We start from the raw sequence: 21,204 nt of genomic DNA, 5'->3' as shown, positions 1-21,204 counted from the left end.
GGCCGTACTTGGACTTACAGAAGGGGGGTGGGCGGCGATTACCCTTTCCCTTCTGGCCCCTGCCCGACTCATCGGAACGCGAGATACATGACCGTCAACGGCACTGACGACGTACTGCTTGTCCACGGCGGAACCCCGCTGGAGGGCGAGATCCGTGTCCGCGGTGCGAAGAACCTCGTACCGAAGGCCATGGTCGCCGCCCTGCTGGGCAGTGAACCGAGTCGACTGCGCAACGTTCCGGACATCCGGGACGTTCGTGTCGTACGCGGACTGCTGCAGCTGCACGGGGTGACGGTCCGTCCGGGTGAGGAGCCGGGCGAACTGGTGATGGACCCCTCGCACGTGGAGAGTGCGAACGTCGCGGACATCGACGCGCACGCGGGTTCCAGCCGTATCCCGATCCTGTTCTGCGGCCCGCTGCTGCACCGCCTCGGCCACGCGTTCATCCCGGGGCTGGGCGGCTGCGACATCGGCGGCCGTCCGATCGACTTCCACTTCGAGGTGCTGCGGCAGTTCGGCGCGCGGATCGAGAAGCGGGAGGACGGGCAGTACCTGGAGGCGCCGCAGCGGCTGCGCGGCACGAAGATCCGGCTGCCCTACCCGTCCGTGGGCGCGACCGAGCAGGTGCTGCTGACCGCCGTCCTCGCGGAGGGCGTCACGGAGCTCTCGAACGCGGCTGTGGAGCCGGAGATCGAGGACCTGATCTGCGTCCTGCAGAAAATGGGCGCCATCATCGCGATGGACACCGACCGCACGATCCGCGTCACCGGTGTGGACCGGCTCAGCGGCTACAACCACGCCGCCCTCCCGGACCGTCTGGAGGCCGCCTCCTGGGCGTCCGCGGCGCTGGCGACCGAGGGCAACATCTACGTCCGCGGCGCGCAGCAGCGCTCGATGATGACGTTCCTGAACACCTACCGGAAGGTGGGCGGTGCCTTCGAGATCGACGACGAGGGCATCCGGTTCTGGCACCCCGGCGGCCAGTTGAAGTCCATCGCGCTCGAAACGGACGTGCACCCGGGCTTCCAGACGGACTGGCAGCAGCCGCTCGTCGTCGCCCTCACGCAGGCCACGGGCCTCTCGATCATCCACGAGACGGTCTACGAGTCCCGCCTCGGCTTCACCTCCGCGCTGAACCAGATGGGTGCTCACATCCAGCTGTACCGCGAGTGCCTGGGCGGCTCGGACTGCCGCTTCGGCCAGCGCAACTTCCTGCACTCGGCCGTCGTCTCGGGCCCCACCAAGCTCCAGGGCGCCGACCTGGTCATCCCGGACCTCCGCGGCGGCTTCTCGTACCTCATCGCCGCGTTGGCGGCCCAGGGCACGTCCCGCGTCCACGGCATCGACCTCATCAACCGCGGCTACGAGAACTTCATGGAGAAGCTCGTGGAGCTGGGTGCGAAGGTCGAACTGCCGGGCAAGGCGCTCGGGTAACAACCGTCGTACGTACGACGATGGGGCGGCCACCCGGACCGGGTGGCCGCCCCATTGGCGTTACTGAGCCTCGTACGTCGTCCCGAGACGCACCGCCAGGCTTACTTGCCCTTGGCGGCTTCCTTCAGCTTGGAGCCCGCGGAGACCTTGACGCTGTAGCCGGCCGGGATCTGGATCGGGTCGCCGGTCTGCGGGTTGCGCGCGGTGCGAGCGGCACGGTGGGTGCGCTCGAAGGTCAGGAAGCCGGGGATGGTGACCTTCTCGTCGCCCTTGGCGACGATCTCGCCGACGGTCTCGGCGAACGCGGCCAGCACGGCGTCGGCGTCCTTGCGGGTCACCTCGGCGCGGTCGGCCAGGGCGGCCACCAGCTCACTGCGGTTCATGTTGTTACTCCCGTGTTCTTCTTGCCGTTTGAGGCGTGCCACGCGGCGGAGCCGCATATCGGGCACGGTGAAGCCGATGCTGCCAGGGTCCTCGGAGAGGCCCCGGGCCCGGGTCCGTGGTCAGACCCCTCGCGCCCAGGGACGCATCCTGCCCCTACCTGCGGCGCGAAAGCCAATCCGGCACCCGCAGGAGTCGTGAGAACACCCTTGGGAGTCACACGAAAAGAGGGGCCTGAGCCTGGCCGACACGATAAACGCCGACCAGGAGGGTCAGGTTCCACGACGCGCCGGTGCAAGGCCTTGCCGTGGCGATCCTCACAGCCTACGTAAAGGCCCTTACGACGCGGCCGCCGCCTTCGCCGCTTCCCGCACCGCACCGGCCACCGCGCCCGCGACCTTGTCGTTGAAGACGCTGGGGATGATGTAGTTCGGGTTGAGCTCGTCCTCGGTCACCACGCTCGCGAGGGCGGTCGCGGCGGCCAGCATCATCTCGGTGTTGACCGTGCGGGACTGGGCGTCCAGCAGGCCGCGGAAGACGCCCGGGAAGACCAGCACGTTGTTGATCTGGTTCGGGAAGTCGGAGCGTCCGGTGGCCACAACGGCCGCCGTCTGGCGGGCGATTGCCGGGTCGACCTCGGGGTCGGGGTTCGCGAGCGCGAACACGATAGCGCCGTCGGCCATGGCGGCCACGTCGTCGCCGTCCAGCACGTTGGGCGCCGAGACGCCGATGAAGACGTCGGCTCCGCGAACGGCTTCCTTCAGCGTGCCGGTCAGGCCCTCGGGGTTGGTGTTGTCGGCGATCCAGCGCAGCGGCGAGTCCGCGGCGGCCTCGCGCAGGTCGTCGCGGCCGGCGTGCACGACGCCGTGGATGTCGGCGACGACCGCGTTCTTGACGCCCGCGGCGAGCAGCAGCTTGAGGATGGCCGTACCGGCCGCGCCGGCGCCGGACATGACGACCCGGATGTTCTCAATTGCCTTGCCGGTGACGCGAAGTGCGTTCGTGAGGGCGGCGAGGACGACGATCGCGGTGCCGTGCTGGTCGTCGTGGAAGACGGGGATGTCGAGGGCCTCGCGCAGCCGGGCCTCGATCTCGAAGCAGCGGGGGGCGGAGATGTCCTCCAGGTTGATGCCGGCGAAGCCCGGGGCGATCGCCTTCACGATCTCGACGATCGCGTCGGTGTCCTGGGTGTCGAGGCAGAGCGGCCAGGCGTCGATGCCGGCGAACCGCTTGAAGAGGGCCGCCTTGCCCTCCATGACCGGGAGGGCGGCCTTCGGGCCGATGTTGCCCAGGCCCAGCACGGCCGATCCGTCCGTCACGACCGCAACGGAGTTGCGCTTGATGGTGAGGCGGCGGGCGTCCTCGGGGTTCTCGGCGATCGCCATGCAGACGCGGGCCACACCCGGCGTGTAGATCATCGAGAGGTCGTCACGGTTGCGGATGGGGTGCTTGGACTGCATCTCGATCTTGCCGCCGAGGTGCATGAGGAACGTACGGTCGGAGACCTTGCCGAGGGTGACGCCCTCGATGCCGCGCAGCTGCTGGACGATCTCGTCGGCGTGGGCGGTGGAGCTCGCCGCGATGGTGACGTCGATCCGGAGCTTCTCGTGGCCTGAGGCGGTCACGTCGAGGCCGGTCACCGAGCCTCCGTGGGACTCTACGGCCGTGGTGATCTGGGAGACCGCGGTTCCGCTCGCGGGCACCTCCAACCGGACCGTAATGGAGTAGGAGACGCTGGGCGCCGTTGCCATGGCCGACTTCCTCTGCTTTCACCGTGACGCTGGGTATGCCGTCCGATGGTCGCACCTACTGCCGAGTAGGCGTTAGCCGCGCTGGATTGCGATCGTTTTGTTCACAACAAAAGAGGCCCGCGTCACATTGGACGCGGGCCTCCGGAGAATTCAGTGGCACCGACCCGCCATGCTCGCCTCGCGGCAAGTGGTCGCTCGTAGCGACGAAGGTTGGGCCCGGGGGCTTGGATCGGGCCGGTGCCACACCCAGGCTAACAAACAGATCCCGTAAGGCCATTCCCGTACCGAGAGTTCATCCGGTTCTAATCCGGTCGGCCGTCAGATCCGGTCCGGTCGGCCGGTCCGATCAGTCCCGGAGCAGGTCGGGCACTCCGTTCGTGTCCGGCTCGTCCCGGTCTGCGGAGACGATGGTCAGCTGCTGGGTCGCGCGGGTGAGGGCGACGTACAGCACGCGCAGGCCCGCCGGGGACTCGTCCGCGATCTCGGCGGGCGAGACGACGACCGTCGCGTCGTACTCCAGACCCTTCGCCTCCAGGCTGCCGAGGGCCACCACCCGGTCGCCGAGCCCTGCCAGCCACCGGGCCGCCTCCTCGCGGCGCTGCATGGCGACGACCACGCCGACGGTGCCGTCGACGCGGTCGAGGAGGCGGGCGGCTTCCTCGCGGACGGTCTGCGCGAGGGAGTCCCGTACGACGCGGAAGCGCGGTTCGACGCCGGTGGAGCGGACGGCCGACGGGGACTTGGAGCCCGGCATGGCGAGGGCCAGCACCTTGGACGCGAGCTCGGCGATCTCGGCCGGGTTGCGGTAGTTGACGGTGAGCTCGAAGCGGCGGCGGGGGCGGGTGCCCAGGGCCTCGTCCCTCGCCTCGGCCGCCTCGTCGGGGTCGGACCAGGAGGACTGGGCCGGGTCGCCCACGACCGTCCAGGTGGCGTGCCGGCCGCGGCGGCCGACCATGCGCCACTGCATCGGTGTGAGGTCCTGGGCCTCGTCGACGATGACATGGGCGTACTCGGTGCGCTCCTGCGCGAGGCGCTCGGCGCGCTCGCGCTGCGACTCCTCGCGGACCGGCATCAGCTCCTCCAGGCCGGTGAGCTGGTCGAGCGGGTCCAGTTCGCGCTTCTTCTTCGGGCGGGCCGGGGTGCCGAGGATCGACTGGAGCTCGTCGAGCATGGCGATGTCGTGCACCGAGTGGCCGTCGCGTCTGAGCGAGCGGGCCACTCTGCGGACCTCGCCGGGGTTGAGGATCCGGCGGGCCCAGCGGCCCAGGCGCCGCTCGTCGGACATGGCGGCGAGGACGGCCTTAGGCGTCAGCTCGGGCCACCAGGCGTCGAGGAACGCGATGAAGCTGTCCTCGGAGGTGATGTCCTCGTCGAAGGAGGACCGCAGCTCGGCGGCGAGTTCCGGGTCGCTGTGGCGGGTGGCGGCGCCGGACTGCTCCCACAGGGCGTCCAGGAGGAGCTTGCGGGCGCGGGGACGCAGCAGGTTCACGGGGGCCGTGCCGCCGAGTGCGTTACGGCGGACGCGTTCCAGCGCGCCGGCCTCCAGCTCCAGGCGGCGTCCGAAGGCGACCACGCGGAGACGGTTGGGAGGACCGGCGGGGGCTACGGCTGCTTCGTCTTCGTCACCGAGGGCGAGCTGACCGGAACCGGCGGCGCCAGGAGCCGATGCGGAGCGGGAACGGCCGGGGTCCGAGGCCGAAGCGGTTCCGGAGCCGGTGCCGCGCCGGGCATTCGCGCCGGAGCCGGTGCCGTTCCGGCCATTCGCGCCGGAGCCGGTGCCGTTCGCGCCAGTCGCGCCCGAGCCGGACGCCGCCGGACTGCCGGGGCCGGCGCCCGGCCCCAGCTCAAGCACCCCCCGCGCCGCCTTCCGCAGGACCTTGAGCATGCGGTACGAGCCCTTGGCGCGGGCGGTGGACGGGGCGTCGTACAGCGTGGCCTCCGTGCCGTCGACGAGCGAGCCGATGGCGCGGATGGCGACCTGGCCCTCCTCGCCGAGGGAGGGGAGGACGCCCTCGGTGTAGGCCACGAGCAGGGGGGTCGGGGAGACGATCAGGATGCCGCCCGCGTACCGGCGCCGGTCCTGGTAGAGCAGGTAGGCGGCGCGGTGGAGTGCCACGGCCGTCTTGCCCGTCCCGGGGCCGCCCTCGACGTAGGTCACGGAGGCGGCGGGGGCGCGGATGACCAGGTCCTGTTCGGCCTGGATGGAGGCGACGATGTCCCGCATGGTGTGGCTGCGGGCCTGGCCGAGGGCTGCCATCAGGGCTCCGTCGCCGATGACGGGCAGCTCGTGGCCGTCGAGGGTGGCCTTGAGCTCGGGGCGCATCAGGTCGTCCTCTACGCCCAGGACCTTGCGCCCCTTGGAGCGGATGACGCGGCGGCGCACTACCCGGCCGGGGTCGACGGGGGTGGAGCGGTAGAAGGGGGCGGCGGCGGGCGCCCGCCAGTCGATGACGAGCGGTGCGTACTCGGAGTCCAGGACACCGATGCGCCCGATGTGCAGGGTCTCGGCGATGTCGGCGGTGTCGTCGTCCCGCACGGCACCATCGGCAGGCTCTACGGCGGTGTAGGCGCCGTCGGGCCCCTTCTTGCCGTCCTTGCCGAGCAGCAGGTCGATCCGCCCGAAGAGGAAGTCCTCGAATTCATTGTTGAGCCGGTTGAGATGGACACCCGCCCGGAAGACCTGGGCGTCCCGTTCGGCGAGCGCGCCGGGCGTGCCGACCTGGCCGCGCTTGGCCGCGTCGTTCATAAGGAACTCGGCCTCGTGGATCTTCTCCTCAAGACGCCGGTACACCCGGTCGAGGTGTTCCTGTTCGACGCTGATCTCTCGGTCGCGTACAGAGTCGTGATCCGAGCCGACGGCGGTTTCCTGTTGAGCCTGAGCGCCCACCGGGCCCCCTTCTGACGTGCATGGCAGCCGTCAACCGTACGCGAAGGGGGCCCGGCAAAGCTACGTACGCTACGCGTTGATCTCGACGAGCTTCTTTCCCTGGAAGGTCATGACCTCGAAGTGGTCGATCTCATTGGGCTTGAAGGCCGCGCCGCCCTGGGCGTAGAGGGGCTGCTTCGCCTCCTCGGTCTTGGCGTTCGGGATGCCGTAGCCCCACTTCGGGACCGACCAGGAGGACATGGTCTCGCGCTCGCCGTTCTTGCCGACGGCGATGAGCGAGCACTTCAGCGGGCCCTTGACATTGCTGAGCTCGACGACGCCCCAGGTGCCCCAGTCCTTCTGCTCCATCGCCACGGTCGCCTTGACCTTGGTGGACGCGTCCGTGGCCGAGACCTTGTCGGAGATGGTGCCGAAGGCCGCCTTGGCGCCGGCCGCCAGCGGTGTGGCGGTCGTGCCCGAGTCACCGCCGCCGTTCACGGCCATGACCGTGAGCGGGCCGCCGATGATCAGCGCGGCCGCGGCCGCCACCAGGTAGAAGCCCTTGCGGCGCTTCTGTGCCCGGCGCTCGGAGACCTCGTCGACCAGCTTCTCCGCGAGCCGTGGGCTGGGCCTGGCGGACAGGGACTCCCCGATCGCGGGCGAACCGGTCCCCGGCAGATCCGCGAGGGCGGCGAGCATCGGCTCCATCCCGGCCAGCTCGTCGAGCTGCTGGGCGCACCACTCGCAGGTCGCGAGGTGTGCTTCAAAGGCGGATGCCTCGGCGTCGTCGAGGATGCCGAGGGCGTAGGCACCGACCGTTTCGTGCTCGCTCGGGCCCGGAGATCCCATCATGGAGCCAGACATACCCGAACCACCTGTACCGAATCCCTGGTTTCCCCCGTAAACACTCATCACGCCGTCACCCCCCGCTCCTCCAGTGCCAGCTTCATCGACCGCAGGGCATAGAACACCCGGGAGCGCACCGTGCCACTGGGGATGCCGAGCGTCTCGGCCGCCTCATTGACCGTACGCCCCTTGAAATACGTCTCGACGAGCACCTCCCGGTGGGCCGGGGTCAGGTCGTCCAGCGCGTCCGACAGCGTCATCAACCACAGCGCCTTGTCGATCTCGTCCTCCGCGGGAATGACCTCCAGCGGCGACGGATCGACCTCCTGCGGCCGGGCCTGCCGGCTGCGGTGGCCGTCGATGACGATGCGGCGCGCGACCGTCACCAGCCAGGGGCGTACAGATCCGGTCGCTCGATTGAGCTGACCGGCGTTCTTCCAGGCACGGATAAGCGTCTCCTGGACCACGTCCTCGGCTCGTTGTCTATCTCCGGCGACCAGCCGGAGCACATACGCAAGGAGGGGTCCGGCGTGCTCTCGATACAGAGCACGCATCAGCTCCTCATCCGGTTCCGAGGGCTGGGACATGCGATGTCGGGCCCTCGATCCACGTTCATTGGCCACGACGGAATCCTTGCGCACGCCCACCTCCGATGTCCGGGGGTTCCCCCAGTCGGTCGCTCGTCCACGGGTACGGATGTGGGCTGGGTCATGTTCAAAGTGAGATGACAGTTTTCTTCGGGGTGACGTGACGAGGGGGACATGGGAGCACATTCCCCCCGTGCGATCTTTACATTTCCGCCACACTGGCGAGATCGCAACCGCTTACCGGTTCACGGGTGGGATAAACGGCGTGTAATCGAAATCACTTCGACAGCTGGCCCCCATAAGCCGCATACCGGACGTCAGGCGCGCGCCAGAGCCGCCCGCCGGCGATGCCGGGCCACCCTTTCCCGGTTCCCACAGACCTCACTGGAGCACCAGCGCCTCCTGCGTCCCCGGGACGAATCCACGTAAACGATCGGGCAGTTGTCCCCTTCGCACTGCCGCAGTCCGGCCCGCGCGACGGGGTCGGTGAGCAGCTCCACGGCATCCCGGGCGATCGCACCGAGCAGCGCCGCGAGCTCGGGCGGACCGTCCAGCTCCCGCACGAGCGAGCCGTCCTCGCCCCGCACGGCGCGGGGGGCGGGCGGCGAGACACGGGCGAGCTCGTTCACGCGGGCGAGCGCGATGTCGTACGACGGCCGGAGCACTGCCGGCGCAAGTCCCCCGCGCACCAACTGCCCTATCTGTCCGCGCAGTTCACGGAAGCCGACCAGCCAGGACGGGTCGACGTGCGCCAGCGGGGTGGTCGCCGGGACCAGCCCTGCCCCGGTGATCCAGGCGCACAGCACCTCAACCGAGTCGAACCGCTCCTCCGGGTGGGTGGTGGCGAGGAGGTCGAGACAGATCCGACCGGCGTCGAACCGCAGCTCGTACGCGAACGTGGCCGTACCCAGTGCCATGTGCCTGTCACCGCCTGGCTCGGGAACCTGAGGGCTGAGGAACCGATCCCTCTTACAGTGCCTGCCCGCCGACGCGGCCGGAACCCCTCGTACCGGGGGGCGGCATCTCAGCCCGTCCGGCGTTTGAGGACGAGGCCCCTTAAGGGCCGAAACGGAGGCCTGGGGGCGGAGCCCCCAGATCGGCCACCGGGGGTCACACGTCCGCGTACTTGGCGTCAGTCGCAGGGTCCAACGCCAGCCGATACCCCCGCTTCACCACCGTCTGGATCAACTTGGGCGCGCCCAAAGCCGTCCGCAGCCGAGCCATGGCCGTCTCCACCGCATGCTCATCGCGCCCGGCGCCGGGCAGCGCACGCAACAGCTCCGCCCGCGCCACCACCCACCCCGGCCGCCGCGACAGCGCCCGCAGCAGCGACATCCCGGCGGGCGGTACCGGCTTGAGGTCCCCGTCGACGAGGACCGCATGGCCGCGGATCTCCACCCGGTGCCCGGCGATGGGCAGGGACCGCGCCCGGTTCGGAAGCTCCTGGCACAACAACTGCACCAGAGGACCGAGCCGGAAACGCTCGGGCTGGACCGTGTCGACACCATGGGCCTGCAGCGGCAGCGCGGTGACCGGCCCGACGCAGGCCGGCAGCACATCGTGGTGGAGGGCGGCGAGCAGCTCGGGCAGCAGCCCGCGTTCCTCGGCCCGGTTCAGCAGGGACGCGGCGGCGGGCGCACTGGTGAAGGTGATCGCGTCCAGGCCCCGGGAGACGGCGGCGTCCAGCAGCCGGTCCACCGGCCCGATGTCCTCCGGCGGCATCCACCGGTACACCGGAACCCCGACGACCTCCGCGCCCGCGGCCCGCAGCGCCTCCACGAACCCGGGCAGCGGCTCGCCGTGCAGCTGTACGGCGATACGGCGGTCCTCCACGCCCTCCTCCAGGAGCCGGTCGAGCACCTCCGCCATGGACTCGCTGGACGGCGACCACTCCTCGGTCAGCCCGGCGGCCCGTATCGCGCCCTTGACCTTGGGCCCGCGCGCGAGCAGCTCCACCTGGCGCAGCCGGTCGAGGAGCGACTCGCCGAGCCCCCACCCGTCGGCGGCCTCGACCCACCCCCGGAAGCCGATGGCGGTCGTGGCGACCACCACATCCGGCGCCTGGTCGATGAGATCCTTCGTCGCCGCCAGCAGTTCGCTGTCGTCGGCGAGCGGCACGATGCGCAGGGCGGGTGCATGCAGGACGGCGGCTCCCCGTCGCTGCAGCAGCGCGCCCAGTTCGTCGGCCCGTCGGGCGGCGGTCACGCCCACGGTGAATCCGGCCAGGGGGCCTTGCCGGCCCGGGTCTGGTCGCTGCTGTTCGTCGTACATGGCTCTCGTCCCGAACTCGAGTCGTCGTACATGCAGTAGTGCGGTACCTACATGCCGAACGAGCCTGTCAACGGTGCGTGACAGGCTCGGTTCGACTTCATGTCGCTGGTGTTACGTCACACCTCGGCGTAGCTGAGCTGCGGCTTTGCCTCCGCGGCGGCCGAGGACTGCGCCGCTGCGGCCGGGCGGCGAAGGTATACGGCCCACGTCACCACGAAGCAGAGGGCGTAGAAGGCGAGGAAGACGACGAAGGCTCCGGTGCCGGACCCGTTGGTGAGGAAGGACTGGCGGAAGGCCAGGTTGATACCGACACCGCCGAGCGCACCCACCGCGCCGATGAGCCCCATGGAGGCACCGGAGAGACGGCGGCCGTATGCAGCGGCCTCCTCACCCTCCAGCCCCTTGGCGAGGGCCTTGGCCTGGAAGATTCCGGGGATCATCTTGTACGTCGACCCGTTGCCGAGCCCGCTGAGGACGAACAGCACCACGAAGACGGAGACGAACAGCGGCAGCGACTTCTGCATGCTGGCGAAGACCAGCACCCCGGTCGCGGCGGCCATGCCGACGTAGTTGAAGAGGGTGATCTTCGCGCCGCCGTACTTGTCGGCGAGCCAGCCGCCCACGGGCCTGATCAGGGAGCCGAGCAGCGGGCCGATGAAGGTGAGGTACGCGGCCTGCAGCGGCGTACGCCCGAACTGGACCTGGAGCACCTGACCGAAGGCGAAGGCGTACCCGATGAACGATCCGAACGTCCCGACGTAGAGGAAGGACATGATCCAGGTGTGTGCGTCCTTCGCGGCGTCCTTGGCGGCGCCGGTGTCGTTCTTCACGGACGCGATGTTGTCCATGTAGAGGGCTGCGAGGACGGCGGCGACGAGGATGAGCGGGATGTAGATCCCGAGCAGGACACGCGGTCCGCCGCTCGCCCCGATGATCGCGAGGGCGGCCAGCTGGATGACCGGCACACCGATGTTGCCGCCGCCCGCGTTGAGCCCGAGCGCCCAGCCCTTCTTCTTGAGCGGGAAGAAGGCGTTGATGTTGGTCATGGAGGAGGCGAAGTTGCCGCCGCCGATGCCGGCCAGCAGGCCGACCACCAGGAAGGTGGAGAAGGAGGTCCCCGGCTTCATCACCGCGAACGCGGCGACCGTCGGGATGAGGAGCAGGCTGGCCGAGATGATCGTCCAGTTCCGCCCGCCGAAGAGGGCGACGGCGAAGGTGTAGGGGACGCGGACGACGGCGCCGACCAGGGTCACCATCGAGGTCAGCAGGAACTTGTCGGCCGGGGTGAGCCCGTACTCCGGGCCCATGAAGAGCACCAGCACGGACCACAGGGTCCAGATCGAGAACCCGATGTGCTCGGAGAGGACGGAGAAGAGCAGGTTCCGCTTGGCGATCTTCTCTCCGGTCTCGTTCCAGAAGGTCTCGTCCTCGGGATCCCACTGCTGGATCCAGCGGCCTCCCCTGCTGGGTGCGGGGGCTGTGCTAGGGGCTGTCATGACGCCTCCACGGTGCTCCGGGGCTCGGTCGTGCTCGGGGGCAGATGAGCGGTGATGAGTCCCGAAGGTAGGGAGGCAGCGTTTCCGGCCTGTGCCACCGGGTGACCGGAAGGGAACTTTGCTCTCACCCCGCGGGGAGGGGGGATGAGAGGTTCTGCGGCCGTACGTTACGAAGAGCTCCGCATTACGAATGGGTCTCCGTGAAGCGGCACGAACAGGTCCCTGTGAAGGTGACGACCTGCCCGGCCGCGCTGGCGGCGACGGCGATGTCCGCGCCTCCGTCGCCGTCGAGGTCGGCGACGGAGGCGTCGTATATAGGGGAGGGAGTCGGTGGTGTAGGTGGCCACGCTGCAGGGACGGTCGTGGTGCGCAACCTTGCCCTGGGCGACGCGTGCACGCGGGGATCATGCGCCGTGAGCGCCGACCGCGTCCGCACTCCCGCCCGCGCCTACAGCTGACCGCATCAAGCGGCAGGAGGTCCTGCGCCGCTCGGCACCGCTCCCCTGCACCGCGCTGCTGCACGAGGCGGCACTACGCATGCCGTACGGCGGTCCGGACGTCGCGCGCCCGCAATTGGGTCACCTCTTGGAGGTGGGCGAACAGGACCCCATCACCATCCGGGTCATTCACTTCACTTCGCCTCACTTCCCCAGCAACGGTCAGTCCTTCGCCTACGCGGTCGGGCCGGTCTCCCAACTCGACACGGTTCAGCTGGACACCCCCTGATCAGCCCATCTCCACATCCACAGCCGGCATCCATCCCCCGTCCGGCCACCTCAACCACCCTTCCCCCGCCGCCACTTCACCCGCAGCCCGCCGAAGCGCATCAAACGCCGGATGCGCCAGACCCTTCCGCCACACCAACGACACCGGCGACAAAGGCACGGGCTCGGTCAAAGGCCGCAGCACCCTCCCCGGCATGGCCGGAAAGTCCACCACGGCCAGGATCGGGTTCCGCATCTTCGACATGATCCGCTCGAACTCCTCCTCCCCCACGGCCAGCGGAGCGGGCGGCGCGATCTCTATCCCCCGCCCCGCGAAGAGCAACCGCGCCAGATCCGTCCACTCCGGCGTACGAGGATTCCCGGCCCCCGCGTACACCGTCTCCCCCGCCAGCTCGGCCAGCGGCACAGCCTCCGTCGCCGCCAGCCGATGGTCCTCCGGCAGCACCACCGCCATCGGCTCGTACCGTACGAGCTGGTGCTCCAGTCGGCCCCGCAGCACCGGGTCCAAGCCCGCGTACCGCCCGAACGACGCGTCCAGCCGCCCGGCCAGCAGCTCCTCCGCCGCGCCGGTCAGGCCGCTCTCGTACCGCGCCATCAGCTCGTGCTCGGGGGCGAGTTCACGCGCCCGGTGCAGGACGCGACGCGCGGTCACCGCGTCACGGAAGTTGAGGTCGACCAGCAGCGGGCGGGTCTGGCCGAAGGCGCCGAGCAGCTCGTCCTGGGCCTCCAGTACCCGGCGGGCGTACGGCAGCAGCCGCTCGCCGTCGGCCGTCAGGGTCACCTGGCGAGTGGACCGTACGAACAGCTCGGCCCCCAACTCCCGCTCCAGGCGCCGTACATCGCGGCTCAGGGCCTGCTGGGCGACGTAGAGCCGGGCGGCGGCGCGCGTGAAATGCAGTTCCTCGGCGACGGTGAGGAAGGCGCGGAGTAGGCGGGGGTCGAGATGGCTGGGCGCGGACATCCCGCGAACCTACAACAGGCACTTACAACAGACGTGCGTGAATCGGTACGGAGAAGGTGTTGGACCCCTTGATCGGTTACGGGCGACGGTGGTGCCCATGCCGCAACCGACTCCCGGGAAAGCCTCGTTGTCCACCGACCACCCACCTCGCACACCTCGCCCACCCGGCCCCTACCGCCGCCTCCTCACCACCCCCGGCGCCCTCGCCTTCACCCTCCCCAACCTCCTGGCCCGCCTCTCCATGGGCATGTTCAGCGTGAGTGCGGTCGTGATGATCGCCGGGGCGCGCGGCTCATACGCACTCGCCGGTGCCGTCACTGCGACCGGCCTCGCGGCTACGGCGGCCGTGGCCCCGTGGACCGCGCGGCTCGTGGACCGGTACGGGCAGGCCCGGATCGCCGTACCGGCAACGACGATCGCGGCGCTCGGCTCCCTCGCCCTTCTGCTGTGCGTGCACTTCGGCGCGCCCGCCTGGACCCTCTTCGCCTCCTACGCCGCCACCGCGACGACCCCCAACACCGGCGGCATGTCCCGCGCCCGCTGGGCCCATCTGCTGAAGGGCGACCACGGCGCGCTGCACACCGCGAACTCCTTCGAGCAGGCCGCCGACGAGCTGTGCTTCATGCTGGGCCCGGTGCTCGCGGCCTTCCTGTGCGGGACGTTCTTCCCGGAGGCGGGCACGCTGGTCGGGGCGGTGCTGCTGCTGACCGGCGTGCTGCTGTTCGCCGCGCAACGCTCGACCGAGCCGCCCGTACATGCACGCAGAGCGGCGAAGTCCCCGGTCCGCGCACCCGGCATACCCCCACTCCTCGCCGTCTGTCTGGCCATGGGCGCGGTGTTCGGTTCGACGGAGGTCGTGACGATCGCGTTCGCGGACGCGCAGGGGCACCGCTCGGCGGCGGGGGTCGTGCTGGCGCTCCAGGCGGCCGGTTCGTGCGTGGCGGGTCTGCTCTACGGAGCCCTCAGACCGACGGGTCCCGCCGACACCCGCCTCCCCTGGTGCATCGCCGCAATGGCGGCCCTGCTCACCCTCCCCCTCCTCGCCGCCTCCCTCACCGCCTCGCTCCCGTTCCTCGCCGCCGCCCTGCTGATCGCCGGCATGGCGACCGCCCCGACCATGGTCACCACCATGACGCTGGTGCAGCGGCGCACCCCCGAGGGCCGTCTCAACGAGGGCATGACCCTCGCGGTGACCGGCCTGCTCGGCGGGATCGCGGGCGGCTCGGCGACCGGCGGCTGGATGGTGGACCACCTGTCGCCGACGGCCGGGTTCGGGGTGCCGGTGACGGCGGCGGCCGTCGCGCTGATGATCTCTCTCGCGGCACGAACTCCCGGTACCGATTCGTGTCCGATGCATTGACGCGCCCACAGCCCGCACATACCTTCGCCCGTCGAAGCGCTTCGACGTCATGCATCGAATCGATTCGATGAATCGATCTCCGCCGCATGACGCCCCGATATACCCATCCGACCATCCGACTCCTGCGGAGGCACGGGATGTTGACGGCACGAAGGCGTATGACGGCACGAAGGCGTATGACGACGGTCGCGGCGGCGATCCTCGGTGGATCGCTGCTGGTGAGCGCATGCGGCGGCTCGGGCGGTGGCGGGTCCTCCGACGCCAAGACGCTCAAGCTCTGGCACTACGAGGGCCCCGACAGCGCGATGGGCGTGGCCTGGAACGAGGCGATCAAGGAGTTCGAGGCGAAGCATCCGGGCGTCAAGGTGAAGTTCGAGGAGAAGGGCTTCGAACAGATCCAGAAGACCGCGCCCATGATCCTCAACTCCTCGGACGTGCCCGACATCATGGAGTACAACAAGGGCAACGCGACCGCGGGCGCCCTGGCCAAACAGGGCCTGCTGACCGATCTGACCGCCGAGGCCACCAAGCGCGGCTGGGACAAGAAGCTCAGCGCGGGCGTCCGTACGACCAGCATGTACGACACGAACGGGGTCATGGGCTCCGGCAAGTGGTACGGCGTCCCGAACTACGCCGAGTACACGATGGTCTTCTACAACAAGGACCTCTTCAAGAAGTACGGGATCGCCGAGCCGAAGACGTTCGACGAACTGACCGCCGCCATGGACAAGTTCGTCGCCAAGGGCGTCACCCCGCTCGCCAACGCGGGCGCCGAGTACATGGCCCAGCAGTACCTCTACCAGCTGGCCCTGTCGAAAGCCGATCGCTCCTGGGTCGACAAGTACGAGCTGTACAAGGGCAAGACCGACTTCCATGACGCGGCCTGGACGTACGCCGCCGACACCTTCGCCGACTGGCTGAAGAAGGGCTACATCAGCAAGAAGTCCACCAGCACCAAGGCCGAGGACGCGGGCGTCTCCTGGATCCAGGGCAAGGCGCCGATCCTGTTCTCCGGCAGCTGGTGGTACGGCCGCTTCCAGACCGAGGCCAAGTTCGACTGGGACTCCGCCCTGTGGCCCGGCTCGAACCTGACCCTCGGCTCCGGCGGAAACATCTGGGTGGTCCCCAAGAACGCCAAGAACAAGGACCTCGCCTACGACTTCATCGACATCACCATGTCGAAGAAGATCCAGAACCTGCTCGGCAACAAGGGCGGCATCCCGGTGGCGGCCGACACGTCCGCCATCACCGACCCGAAGTCCAAGCAGCTCATCGACAACTTCAACACCCTCAGCGGCCGGGACGGCCTGGCCTTCTACCCGGACTGGCCGGTGAACGGCTTCTACGACGTCCTCGTCTCCGAGACGCAGAAGCTGATGACGGGCAGCGAGAAACCGGACGCCTACCTCAGCGCACTGCAGCAGGCGTACGACAAGGGCGCGCCGACGAAATGACGGCGACCGTCGAACGGGGTGCGCGGGCCGTCGGCAAGCTCCGGCACCCCGGCCCGCGCCACCCCCGTACCCGCGACTCGTACGCCCTGTTCCTGCTCCCCGGCATCCTGGCCTTCACGGCAGTCATCGTCGTGCCGTTCCTGATGAACACGGGCGTGAGCTTCACGGAGTGGCAGGGCATCGGCAGCCCCAAGTGGACCGGCCTCGCCAACTACCGCGACCTGATGGACGATTCGGAGTTCTGGGCGTCCTTCCGGCACAGCCTGTTCATGGTCGTCGCCATGGCGGCCGTACCGACGATGATCGGTCTCGTCCTGGCGGCCGCGCTGTTCGACTACATCGGCAAGCACTTCGGCAGCAGATGGGCCGCGGTGCTCCGGGCCTGCTTCTATCTCCCGCAGGTGCTGCCGATCGCGGTCGCCGGCATCGTCTGGAGCTGGATCCTCGCCCCCGACAACGGCTCCCTCAACGAACTGCTGAAGGCGGTCGGGCTCGGCAGTTGGCAGCAGGACTGGCTCGGGGACCCGGACATCGCGCTGTACAGCGTCATGGGGGTCATGGTCTGGGTGCAGATCGGCTTTCCGCTGGTCGTCTTCATGGCGGGGCTGCAGCGCGTCGACCCGCAGCTGTACGAGGCGGCCGAACTGGACGGCGCCGGCTGGTGGCGCCGCTTCTGGCACATCACGCTGCCGCAGATCCGCCCGGAGATCTACGTCGTCCTGACCTGGTGCACGATCGCCGCGCTCAAGGTGTTCGGCGCGGTGTACGTACTCACGAAAGGCGGCCCGGGAGGCGCGACCGACGTCCCCTCCTACTTCTCCTTCTCCACCTTCTTCGAGAAGACCCAGGTCGGCTACGGCGCCGCGATCTCCACCGTCCTCACGGTGATCATCCTGGCGCTCTCCCTGGTCCTGCTGAAACTCCAGGCCCGCGACGAGGAAGGGGACCGCGCATGACGACTGCCCTGCGCCGCTACCCGGTGCTGATCGCCCTGTGCATCGCGGCCCTCTTCATGGTCGTCCCGTTCCTGATCGTCGCCGTCAACGCCGTCAAGTCGCCGACGGAGTACTCCCAGAACGGCCCCCTCAGCCTCCCCGAAGGCCTCTACCTCGACGGCCTCAAGAGCTTCTGGCAGCGCGTCGACTTCGGGCAGAAGCTGGTCAACTCGGTGCTGATCAGCGGGTCGGTTGCTGTGCTTGCGGCGATCCTTTCCGTCCTCAACGCGTACGCGATCGGGATCGGCCGCATCAAGGGCCGCACCTGGGTCCTGGCCTTCTTCGTGCTAGCCAACATGCTGCCGCAGGAGGCGCTGGTCTACCCGATCTACTACCTGAGCAAGCAGGTCGGCCTGTACGACACCAGGCTGAGCGTGATCATCGTCTTCACGGTGATCCAGGCGGCCTTCGGCACGTATCTGCTCTCCTCCGTGCTGGGCCAGTTCCCTCGCGAGATCATCGAGGCGGCCCGCATCGACGGTGCCGACAAGTGGCAGGTGCTGTGGCGGATCGTCGTCCCGGTGAGCCGCCCGACCATCGGTGTGCTGCTCGTCTTCTTCTTCATCTGGACCTGGAACGAGTTCCTGCTCCCCCTGGTCATGCTGATCTCCAACGACAACCAGACCGTGTCGGTGGCCCTCGGCGTCCTCCAGGGCCAGCGCCTGATGGACGCCACGATGACCAATGCGGCGGCCCTGCTCGGCGTCCTCCCGGCGATCGTGTTCTTCCTCGTCTTCCAGCGGACCCTCACCCGCGGCATCGCCGTGGGTGCCGTCAAGTAAGGACCCCCCACGTGAAGTTCACCGATGGTTACTGGCTGCTGCGCGAGGGCGTCACCGCGGCCCACCCCGTTGAGGTGCTCGACGTCGCCGCCACGGACGGGACGCTGGAGATCCACGCGCCGACCCAGCCCATCCGCCACCGCGGCGACCTGCTGAAGGGACCGGTCGTGACGATCAGCGCGCACACCCCGATGCCCGACGTCATCGGCCTGACCTTCACCCACTTCGAGGGCGAGCAGCCGCGGGGCCCCGAATTCGACATCAGCGGCCAGGAGTTCGCTCCCCACGTCTCGTACGACGACGAGCACGCGACCCTGGCCTCCGGCGCCCTGTCGGTCCGAGTGGCCCGTACCGGCTCCTGGCACGTCGACTTCCTCGCGAACGGCCGCACCCTCACCTCCAGCGGCCCCAAGGGCATGGGCATCATGCGGACTGCGGAAGGGGCGCACTACCTGCGGGAACAGCTGGGTCTCGGGGTCGGCGCCTCCGTCTACGGCCTCGGTGAGCGCTTCGGCCCCCTCGTCAAGAACGGCCAGGTCGTCGACATCTGGAACGCCGACGGCGGCACGGCCACCGAACAGGCCTACAAGAACGTCCCCTTCTACCTCACGGACGCGGGCTACGGCGTCTTCGTCGACCACCCCGGCAAGGTGTCCTTCGAGGTGGGGTCCGAGGCGGTCTCACGGGTCCAATTCAGCGCAGAGACACAGGAGTTGACGTACTACGTCATCTACGGCCCGAGCCCGAAGGACATCCTCCGCAAGTACACGGCCCTCACCGGCCGCCCGGCGCTGCCGCCCGCCTGGTCGTTCGGCCTGTGGCTGTCGACGTCCTTCACGACCTCGTACGACGAGGAGACGGTGACGTCCTTCATCGACGGCATGCGGGAGCGTGAACTCCCGCTCTCCGTCTTCCACTTCGACTGCTTCTGGATGCGCGAGTTCAACTGGTGCGACTTCCAGTGGGACCCGCGGGTCTTCCCGGACCCGGAGGGCATGCTGGCCCGGCTCAAGGAGCGCGGCCTGCATGTGTGCGTGTGGATCAACCCGTACATCGCCCAGCGCTCGCCCCTGTTCGCGGAGGGCAAGGCGCTCGGCCATCTGCTGAAGCGGCCGGACGGAAGCGTCTGGCAGTGGGACATGTGGCAGCCGGGCATGGCGCTGGTCGACTTCACCAGCCCGGCCGCCCGTGACTGGTACGCGGCCAAGCTGGAGGCGCTGCTCGCGCAGGGCGTCGACTGCTTCAAGACCGACTTCGGCGAGCGGGTGCCGGTCGACGTGGCGTGGTCCGACGGCTCCGACCCGGAGCGGATGCACAACTACTACACGTATCTCTACAACCGCACCGTCTTCGACGTGCTGCGCAAACACCGCGGCGAGGGCGAGGCCGTCCTCTTCGCGCGCTCGGCGACCGCGGGCAGCCAGAAGTTCCCGGTGCACTGGGGCGGCGACTGCGAGGCGACGTACGAGTCGATGGCCGAGTCGCTGCGCGGCGGCCTCTCCCTCGGCCTGTCCGGCTTCGGCTACTGGAGCCATGACATCGGCGGCTTCGAGGGCACCCCGACACCCGCCCTGTTCAAGCGCTGGCTGGCCTTCGGCCTGCTGTCCTCGCACAGCCGTCTGCACGGCAGCTCCTCCTATCGCGTGCCATGGCTCTTCGACGAGGAGTCGGTGGACGTGCTGCGGTTGTTCACACGGCTGAAGCTGCAGCTCATGCCGTATCTCTACGAGGCCGCACGCACCGCCCGCGCCGAGGGCGTGCCGATGATGCGGGCGATGGTGCTGGAGTTCCCGGACGATCCGGGGTGCGCGCATCTGGAGCGGCAGTACATGCTGGGCCCGGATCTGCTGGTGGCGCCGGTCTTCGACGACGAGGGGGATGTGTCCTACTACGTGCCCGAGGGCACCTGGACCCATTTCCTCAGCGGGCGCACGGTGACCGGCCCCCGCTGGGTGCGGGAGCGGCACGGCTTCCTGAGCGTGCCCCTGCTGGTGCGGCCGGGTGCGGTCGTCCCGGTGGGCGCGGTGGCGGACCGGCCCGACTACGACCATGCCGACGGGGTCACCCTGCGGGCGTACGGCCTGGAGCGGGGCACGCAGGTGACGGTGCCGGTCGGGGACGTGACCTTCACCGTCGTACGCGAGGGGGACACGCTGCGGGCCTCGTGCAGTGATCCGGTGGCGGCCTGGAGCCTGGCGTCCGGGGAGCGGACCGCGCGGGCCGCGGCGGGGACCGGCTTTCTCTCCCTGGAGCTGGGCTGATGGTGAAGATCACCGATGTGGCGCGGCACGCCGGGGTCTCCCCCAGCACCGTGTCCTACGCGCTCAGCGGCAAGCGCCCGATCTCCGAGGAGACCCGGCAGCGGGTGGAGGAGGCCATCCGCGAACTGGGCTACCGGCCGCACGCGGGCGCCCGGGCCCTGGCCAGCAGTCGCTCGAACGTCCTGGCACTCGTGATCCCCTTACGGGCCGGCATCCATGTCCCGGTGGTGATGCAGTTCGCGGTGTCGGTGGTGACGACAGCCCGCAGACACGACCACGACGTCCTGCTCCTCACCCAGGAGGAGGGCGACGACGGTCTGCGCAGGGTCGCGGACACGGCCCTCGTCGATGCGCTGATCGTGATGGACGTCCAGCTCCACGACCCCCGGCTGCCGTTGCTGCGCTCGCTGGAGCGGCCGTCGGTGATGATCGGCTTTCCGGCCGACTCCGAGGGGCTGACCTGCATCGACCTCGACTTCAAGGCGGCCGGCGAGGCGTGTGTGGAGCATCTGGCGCGGCTCGGCCACCGGGTGGTGGCGCTGGTCGGGTCGCCGCCGGAGGTGTACGTACGGCAGACCGCGTTCGCCCAGCGGGTGGTGCAGGGGTTCACGGCCGCCGCCGACCGCAGCGGGCTGTCCTCCTCGGTGCACCCCTGCGAGGCCTCGCCCGCCGCCGCACGCCTGGTCGCCGAGCAACTCCTGCGCGAACAGCCCGCGTTGACCGGTGTCGTCGTCCACAACGAGCCGGTCCTCGAACCCCTCATCGACGCCTTCGAGCAGCTGGGTCTGCGCGTACCCGGCGACCTCTCCGTCACCGCCATCTGCCCCGACGAACTCGCCGAGTCCGTCCGCGTCCCCGTCAGCTCCGTCGCCCTCCCGTCCGCCGAGGTGGGCGAGCGGGCGGTGCAGCTTCTGATGAAGAAGCTGGGCGGGAGTGCCGTACCGGAGGCGACGCTGCTGCCGCCCCGGCTGACGGAGCGGGCGAGCACGGCACCGCGCAATGCCTGAATCTCCGTAGCGTCCTCACCGAAGGAG

The 21,204-nt window shown here is 69.4% G+C and carries 17 protein-coding genes; 8 read left to right on the top strand and 9 right to left on the bottom strand.

Annotation, left to right across the window (positions count from 1 at the left end; all coding sequences use genetic code 11):
• The first annotated feature begins 87 nt into the window (after positions 1 to 87).
• Positions 88 to 1,434, top strand: coding sequence for a UDP-N-acetylglucosamine 1-carboxyvinyltransferase (murA, locus tag P2Q00_RS14050; protein WP_275772800.1), 1,347 nt, complete (start codon positions 88 to 90; stop codon positions 1,432 to 1,434).
• A 101-nt stretch (positions 1,435 to 1,535) separates the two neighbouring features.
• Here murA and P2Q00_RS14045 read toward each other — a convergent pair whose 3' ends face one another.
• From P2Q00_RS14045 to P2Q00_RS14010, 8 genes are all read right to left on the bottom strand, one after another.
• Positions 1,536 to 1,817 carry an HU family DNA-binding protein gene (locus P2Q00_RS14045; protein ID WP_007382399.1) on the bottom strand — a complete coding sequence of 94 codons (282 nt, stop codon included), beginning with the start codon at positions 1,815 to 1,817 and terminating at the stop codon, positions 1,536 to 1,538.
• A 336-nt stretch (positions 1,818 to 2,153) separates the two neighbouring features.
• The gene (locus P2Q00_RS14040; protein ID WP_275772783.1) at positions 2,154 to 3,566 is read right to left on the bottom strand and encodes an NAD-dependent malic enzyme; all 1,413 of its coding nucleotides are present in this window, start codon (positions 3,564 to 3,566) and stop codon (positions 2,154 to 2,156) included.
• 346 nt (positions 3,567 to 3,912) lie between these two features.
• Positions 3,913 to 6,453, bottom strand: a complete 2,541-nt coding sequence (locus P2Q00_RS14035; RefSeq protein ID WP_275772782.1) for a UvrD-helicase domain-containing protein — start codon at positions 6,451 to 6,453, stop codon at positions 3,913 to 3,915.
• Positions 6,454 to 6,522: 69 nt separating this feature from the next.
• Complete coding sequence (locus P2Q00_RS14030) at positions 6,523 to 7,344, bottom strand: anti-sigma factor family protein (protein WP_425579625.1); 822 nt, start codon at positions 7,342 to 7,344, stop codon at positions 6,523 to 6,525.
• Positions 7,344 to 7,865, bottom strand: a complete 522-nt coding sequence (locus tag P2Q00_RS14025; RefSeq protein ID WP_010039908.1) for a sigma-70 family RNA polymerase sigma factor — start codon at positions 7,863 to 7,865, stop codon at positions 7,344 to 7,346. The genes P2Q00_RS14030 and P2Q00_RS14025 overlap by 1 nt, the downstream gene beginning before the upstream one ends.
• Before the next feature lie 317 nt (positions 7,866 to 8,182).
• Positions 8,183 to 8,782 carry a CGNR zinc finger domain-containing protein gene (locus P2Q00_RS14020; RefSeq protein ID WP_275772779.1) on the bottom strand — a complete coding sequence of 200 codons (600 nt, stop codon included), beginning with the start codon at positions 8,780 to 8,782 and terminating at the stop codon, positions 8,183 to 8,185.
• 193 nt (positions 8,783 to 8,975) lie between these two features.
• Positions 8,976 to 10,136 (bottom strand): uroporphyrinogen-III synthase, encoded by a 1,161-nt coding sequence (locus tag P2Q00_RS14015; protein ID WP_275772777.1) that lies wholly within the window; start codon positions 10,134 to 10,136, stop codon positions 8,976 to 8,978.
• 116 nt (positions 10,137 to 10,252) lie between these two features.
• Complete coding sequence (locus tag P2Q00_RS14010) at positions 10,253 to 11,632, bottom strand: nitrate/nitrite transporter (RefSeq protein ID WP_275772775.1); 1,380 nt, start codon at positions 11,630 to 11,632, stop codon at positions 10,253 to 10,255.
• A gap of 462 nt (positions 11,633 to 12,094) precedes the next feature.
• Between P2Q00_RS14010 and P2Q00_RS14005 the strand changes: the two genes are divergently transcribed.
• Positions 12,095 to 12,358: a Scr1 family TA system antitoxin-like transcriptional regulator gene (locus tag P2Q00_RS14005; RefSeq protein ID WP_275773165.1), complete on the top strand. Its 264-nt coding sequence runs from the start codon at positions 12,095 to 12,097 to the stop codon at positions 12,356 to 12,358.
• Here P2Q00_RS14005 and P2Q00_RS14000 read toward each other — a convergent pair whose 3' ends face one another.
• Entirely contained in the window at positions 12,359 to 13,318 is a 960-nt protein-coding gene (locus P2Q00_RS14000) for a LysR family transcriptional regulator (protein WP_275772772.1), read from the bottom strand.
• A 97-nt stretch (positions 13,319 to 13,415) separates the two neighbouring features.
• Here P2Q00_RS14000 and P2Q00_RS13995 point away from each other — a divergent pair, with 97 nt between their 5' ends.
• The 6 genes from P2Q00_RS13995 to P2Q00_RS13970 all read left to right on the top strand — a co-directional run bounded on the left by P2Q00_RS13995 (position 13,416) and on the right by P2Q00_RS13970 (position 21,177).
• Positions 13,416 to 14,678, top strand: coding sequence for an MFS transporter (locus P2Q00_RS13995; RefSeq protein WP_275772771.1), 1,263 nt, complete (start codon positions 13,416 to 13,418; stop codon positions 14,676 to 14,678).
• 176 nt (positions 14,679 to 14,854) lie between these two features.
• Positions 14,855 to 16,132: an ABC transporter substrate-binding protein gene (locus P2Q00_RS13990; protein WP_275772770.1), complete on the top strand. Its 1,278-nt coding sequence runs from the start codon at positions 14,855 to 14,857 to the stop codon at positions 16,130 to 16,132.
• The gene (locus tag P2Q00_RS13985) at positions 16,129 to 17,088 is read left to right on the top strand and encodes a carbohydrate ABC transporter permease (RefSeq protein WP_275772769.1); all 960 of its coding nucleotides are present in this window, start codon (positions 16,129 to 16,131) and stop codon (positions 17,086 to 17,088) included. Before P2Q00_RS13990 ends, P2Q00_RS13985 begins: the two co-directional genes overlap by 4 nt.
• The gene (locus tag P2Q00_RS13980; RefSeq protein ID WP_275772768.1) at positions 17,085 to 17,909 is read left to right on the top strand and encodes a carbohydrate ABC transporter permease; all 825 of its coding nucleotides are present in this window, start codon (positions 17,085 to 17,087) and stop codon (positions 17,907 to 17,909) included. The genes P2Q00_RS13985 and P2Q00_RS13980 overlap by 4 nt, the downstream gene beginning before the upstream one ends.
• Positions 17,910 to 17,920: 11 nt before the next feature.
• Positions 17,921 to 20,170 (top strand): alpha-xylosidase, encoded by a 2,250-nt coding sequence (gene yicI, locus P2Q00_RS13975; protein ID WP_275772767.1) that lies wholly within the window; start codon positions 17,921 to 17,923, stop codon positions 20,168 to 20,170.
• On the top strand, positions 20,170 to 21,177 hold the full coding sequence (locus P2Q00_RS13970; RefSeq protein WP_275772766.1) for a LacI family DNA-binding transcriptional regulator: 1,008 nt from the start codon (positions 20,170 to 20,172) through the stop codon (positions 21,175 to 21,177). The genes yicI and P2Q00_RS13970 overlap by 1 nt, the downstream gene beginning before the upstream one ends.
• Positions 21,178 to 21,204: the final 27 nt, after the last annotated feature.

Source organism: Streptomyces coacervatus, from assembly GCF_029223485.1.
GTDB classification, from domain to species: domain Bacteria; phylum Actinomycetota; class Actinomycetes; order Streptomycetales; family Streptomycetaceae; genus Streptomyces; species Streptomyces coacervatus.
Note: the sequence above shows the minus strand (reverse complement) of the source record. Positions and strands in the feature narration are given on the sequence as shown.

Excerpts from the sequence above, each read along its gene's own strand:
- murA (WP_275772800.1), top strand. The coding sequence starts at position 88 with ATGACCGTCAACGGCACTGACGACGTACTGCTTGTCCACGGCGGAACC.
- P2Q00_RS14030 (WP_425579625.1), bottom strand. The coding sequence starts at position 7,344 with ATGAGTGTTTACGGGGGAAACCAGGGATTCGGTACAGGTGGTTCGGGT.
- P2Q00_RS13970 (WP_275772766.1), top strand. The coding sequence starts at position 20,170 with ATGGTGAAGATCACCGATGTGGCGCGGCACGCCGGGGTCTCCCCCAGC.
- P2Q00_RS14015 (WP_275772777.1), bottom strand. The coding sequence starts at position 10,136 with ATGTACGACGAACAGCAGCGACCAGACCCGGGCCGGCAAGGCCCCCTG.
- P2Q00_RS14040 (WP_275772783.1), bottom strand. The coding sequence starts at position 3,566 with ATGGCAACGGCGCCCAGCGTCTCCTACTCCATTACGGTCCGGTTGGAG.
- P2Q00_RS14025 (WP_010039908.1), bottom strand. The coding sequence starts at position 7,865 with ATGTCCCAGCCCTCGGAACCGGATGAGGAGCTGATGCGTGCTCTGTAT.
- P2Q00_RS13995 (WP_275772771.1), top strand. The coding sequence starts at position 13,416 with ATGCCGCAACCGACTCCCGGGAAAGCCTCGTTGTCCACCGACCACCCA.
- P2Q00_RS14020 (WP_275772779.1), bottom strand. The coding sequence starts at position 8,782 with ATGGCACTGGGTACGGCCACGTTCGCGTACGAGCTGCGGTTCGACGCC.
- P2Q00_RS14045 (WP_007382399.1), bottom strand. The coding sequence starts at position 1,817 with ATGAACCGCAGTGAGCTGGTGGCCGCCCTGGCCGACCGCGCCGAGGTG.
- P2Q00_RS14000 (WP_275772772.1), bottom strand. The coding sequence starts at position 13,318 with ATGTCCGCGCCCAGCCATCTCGACCCCCGCCTACTCCGCGCCTTCCTC.
- P2Q00_RS13990 (WP_275772770.1), top strand. The coding sequence starts at position 14,855 with ATGACGACGGTCGCGGCGGCGATCCTCGGTGGATCGCTGCTGGTGAGC.
- P2Q00_RS13985 (WP_275772769.1), top strand. The coding sequence starts at position 16,129 with ATGACGGCGACCGTCGAACGGGGTGCGCGGGCCGTCGGCAAGCTCCGG.
- P2Q00_RS14010 (WP_275772775.1), bottom strand. The coding sequence starts at position 11,632 with ATGACAGCCCCTAGCACAGCCCCCGCACCCAGCAGGGGAGGCCGCTGG.
- P2Q00_RS13980 (WP_275772768.1), top strand. The coding sequence starts at position 17,085 with ATGACGACTGCCCTGCGCCGCTACCCGGTGCTGATCGCCCTGTGCATC.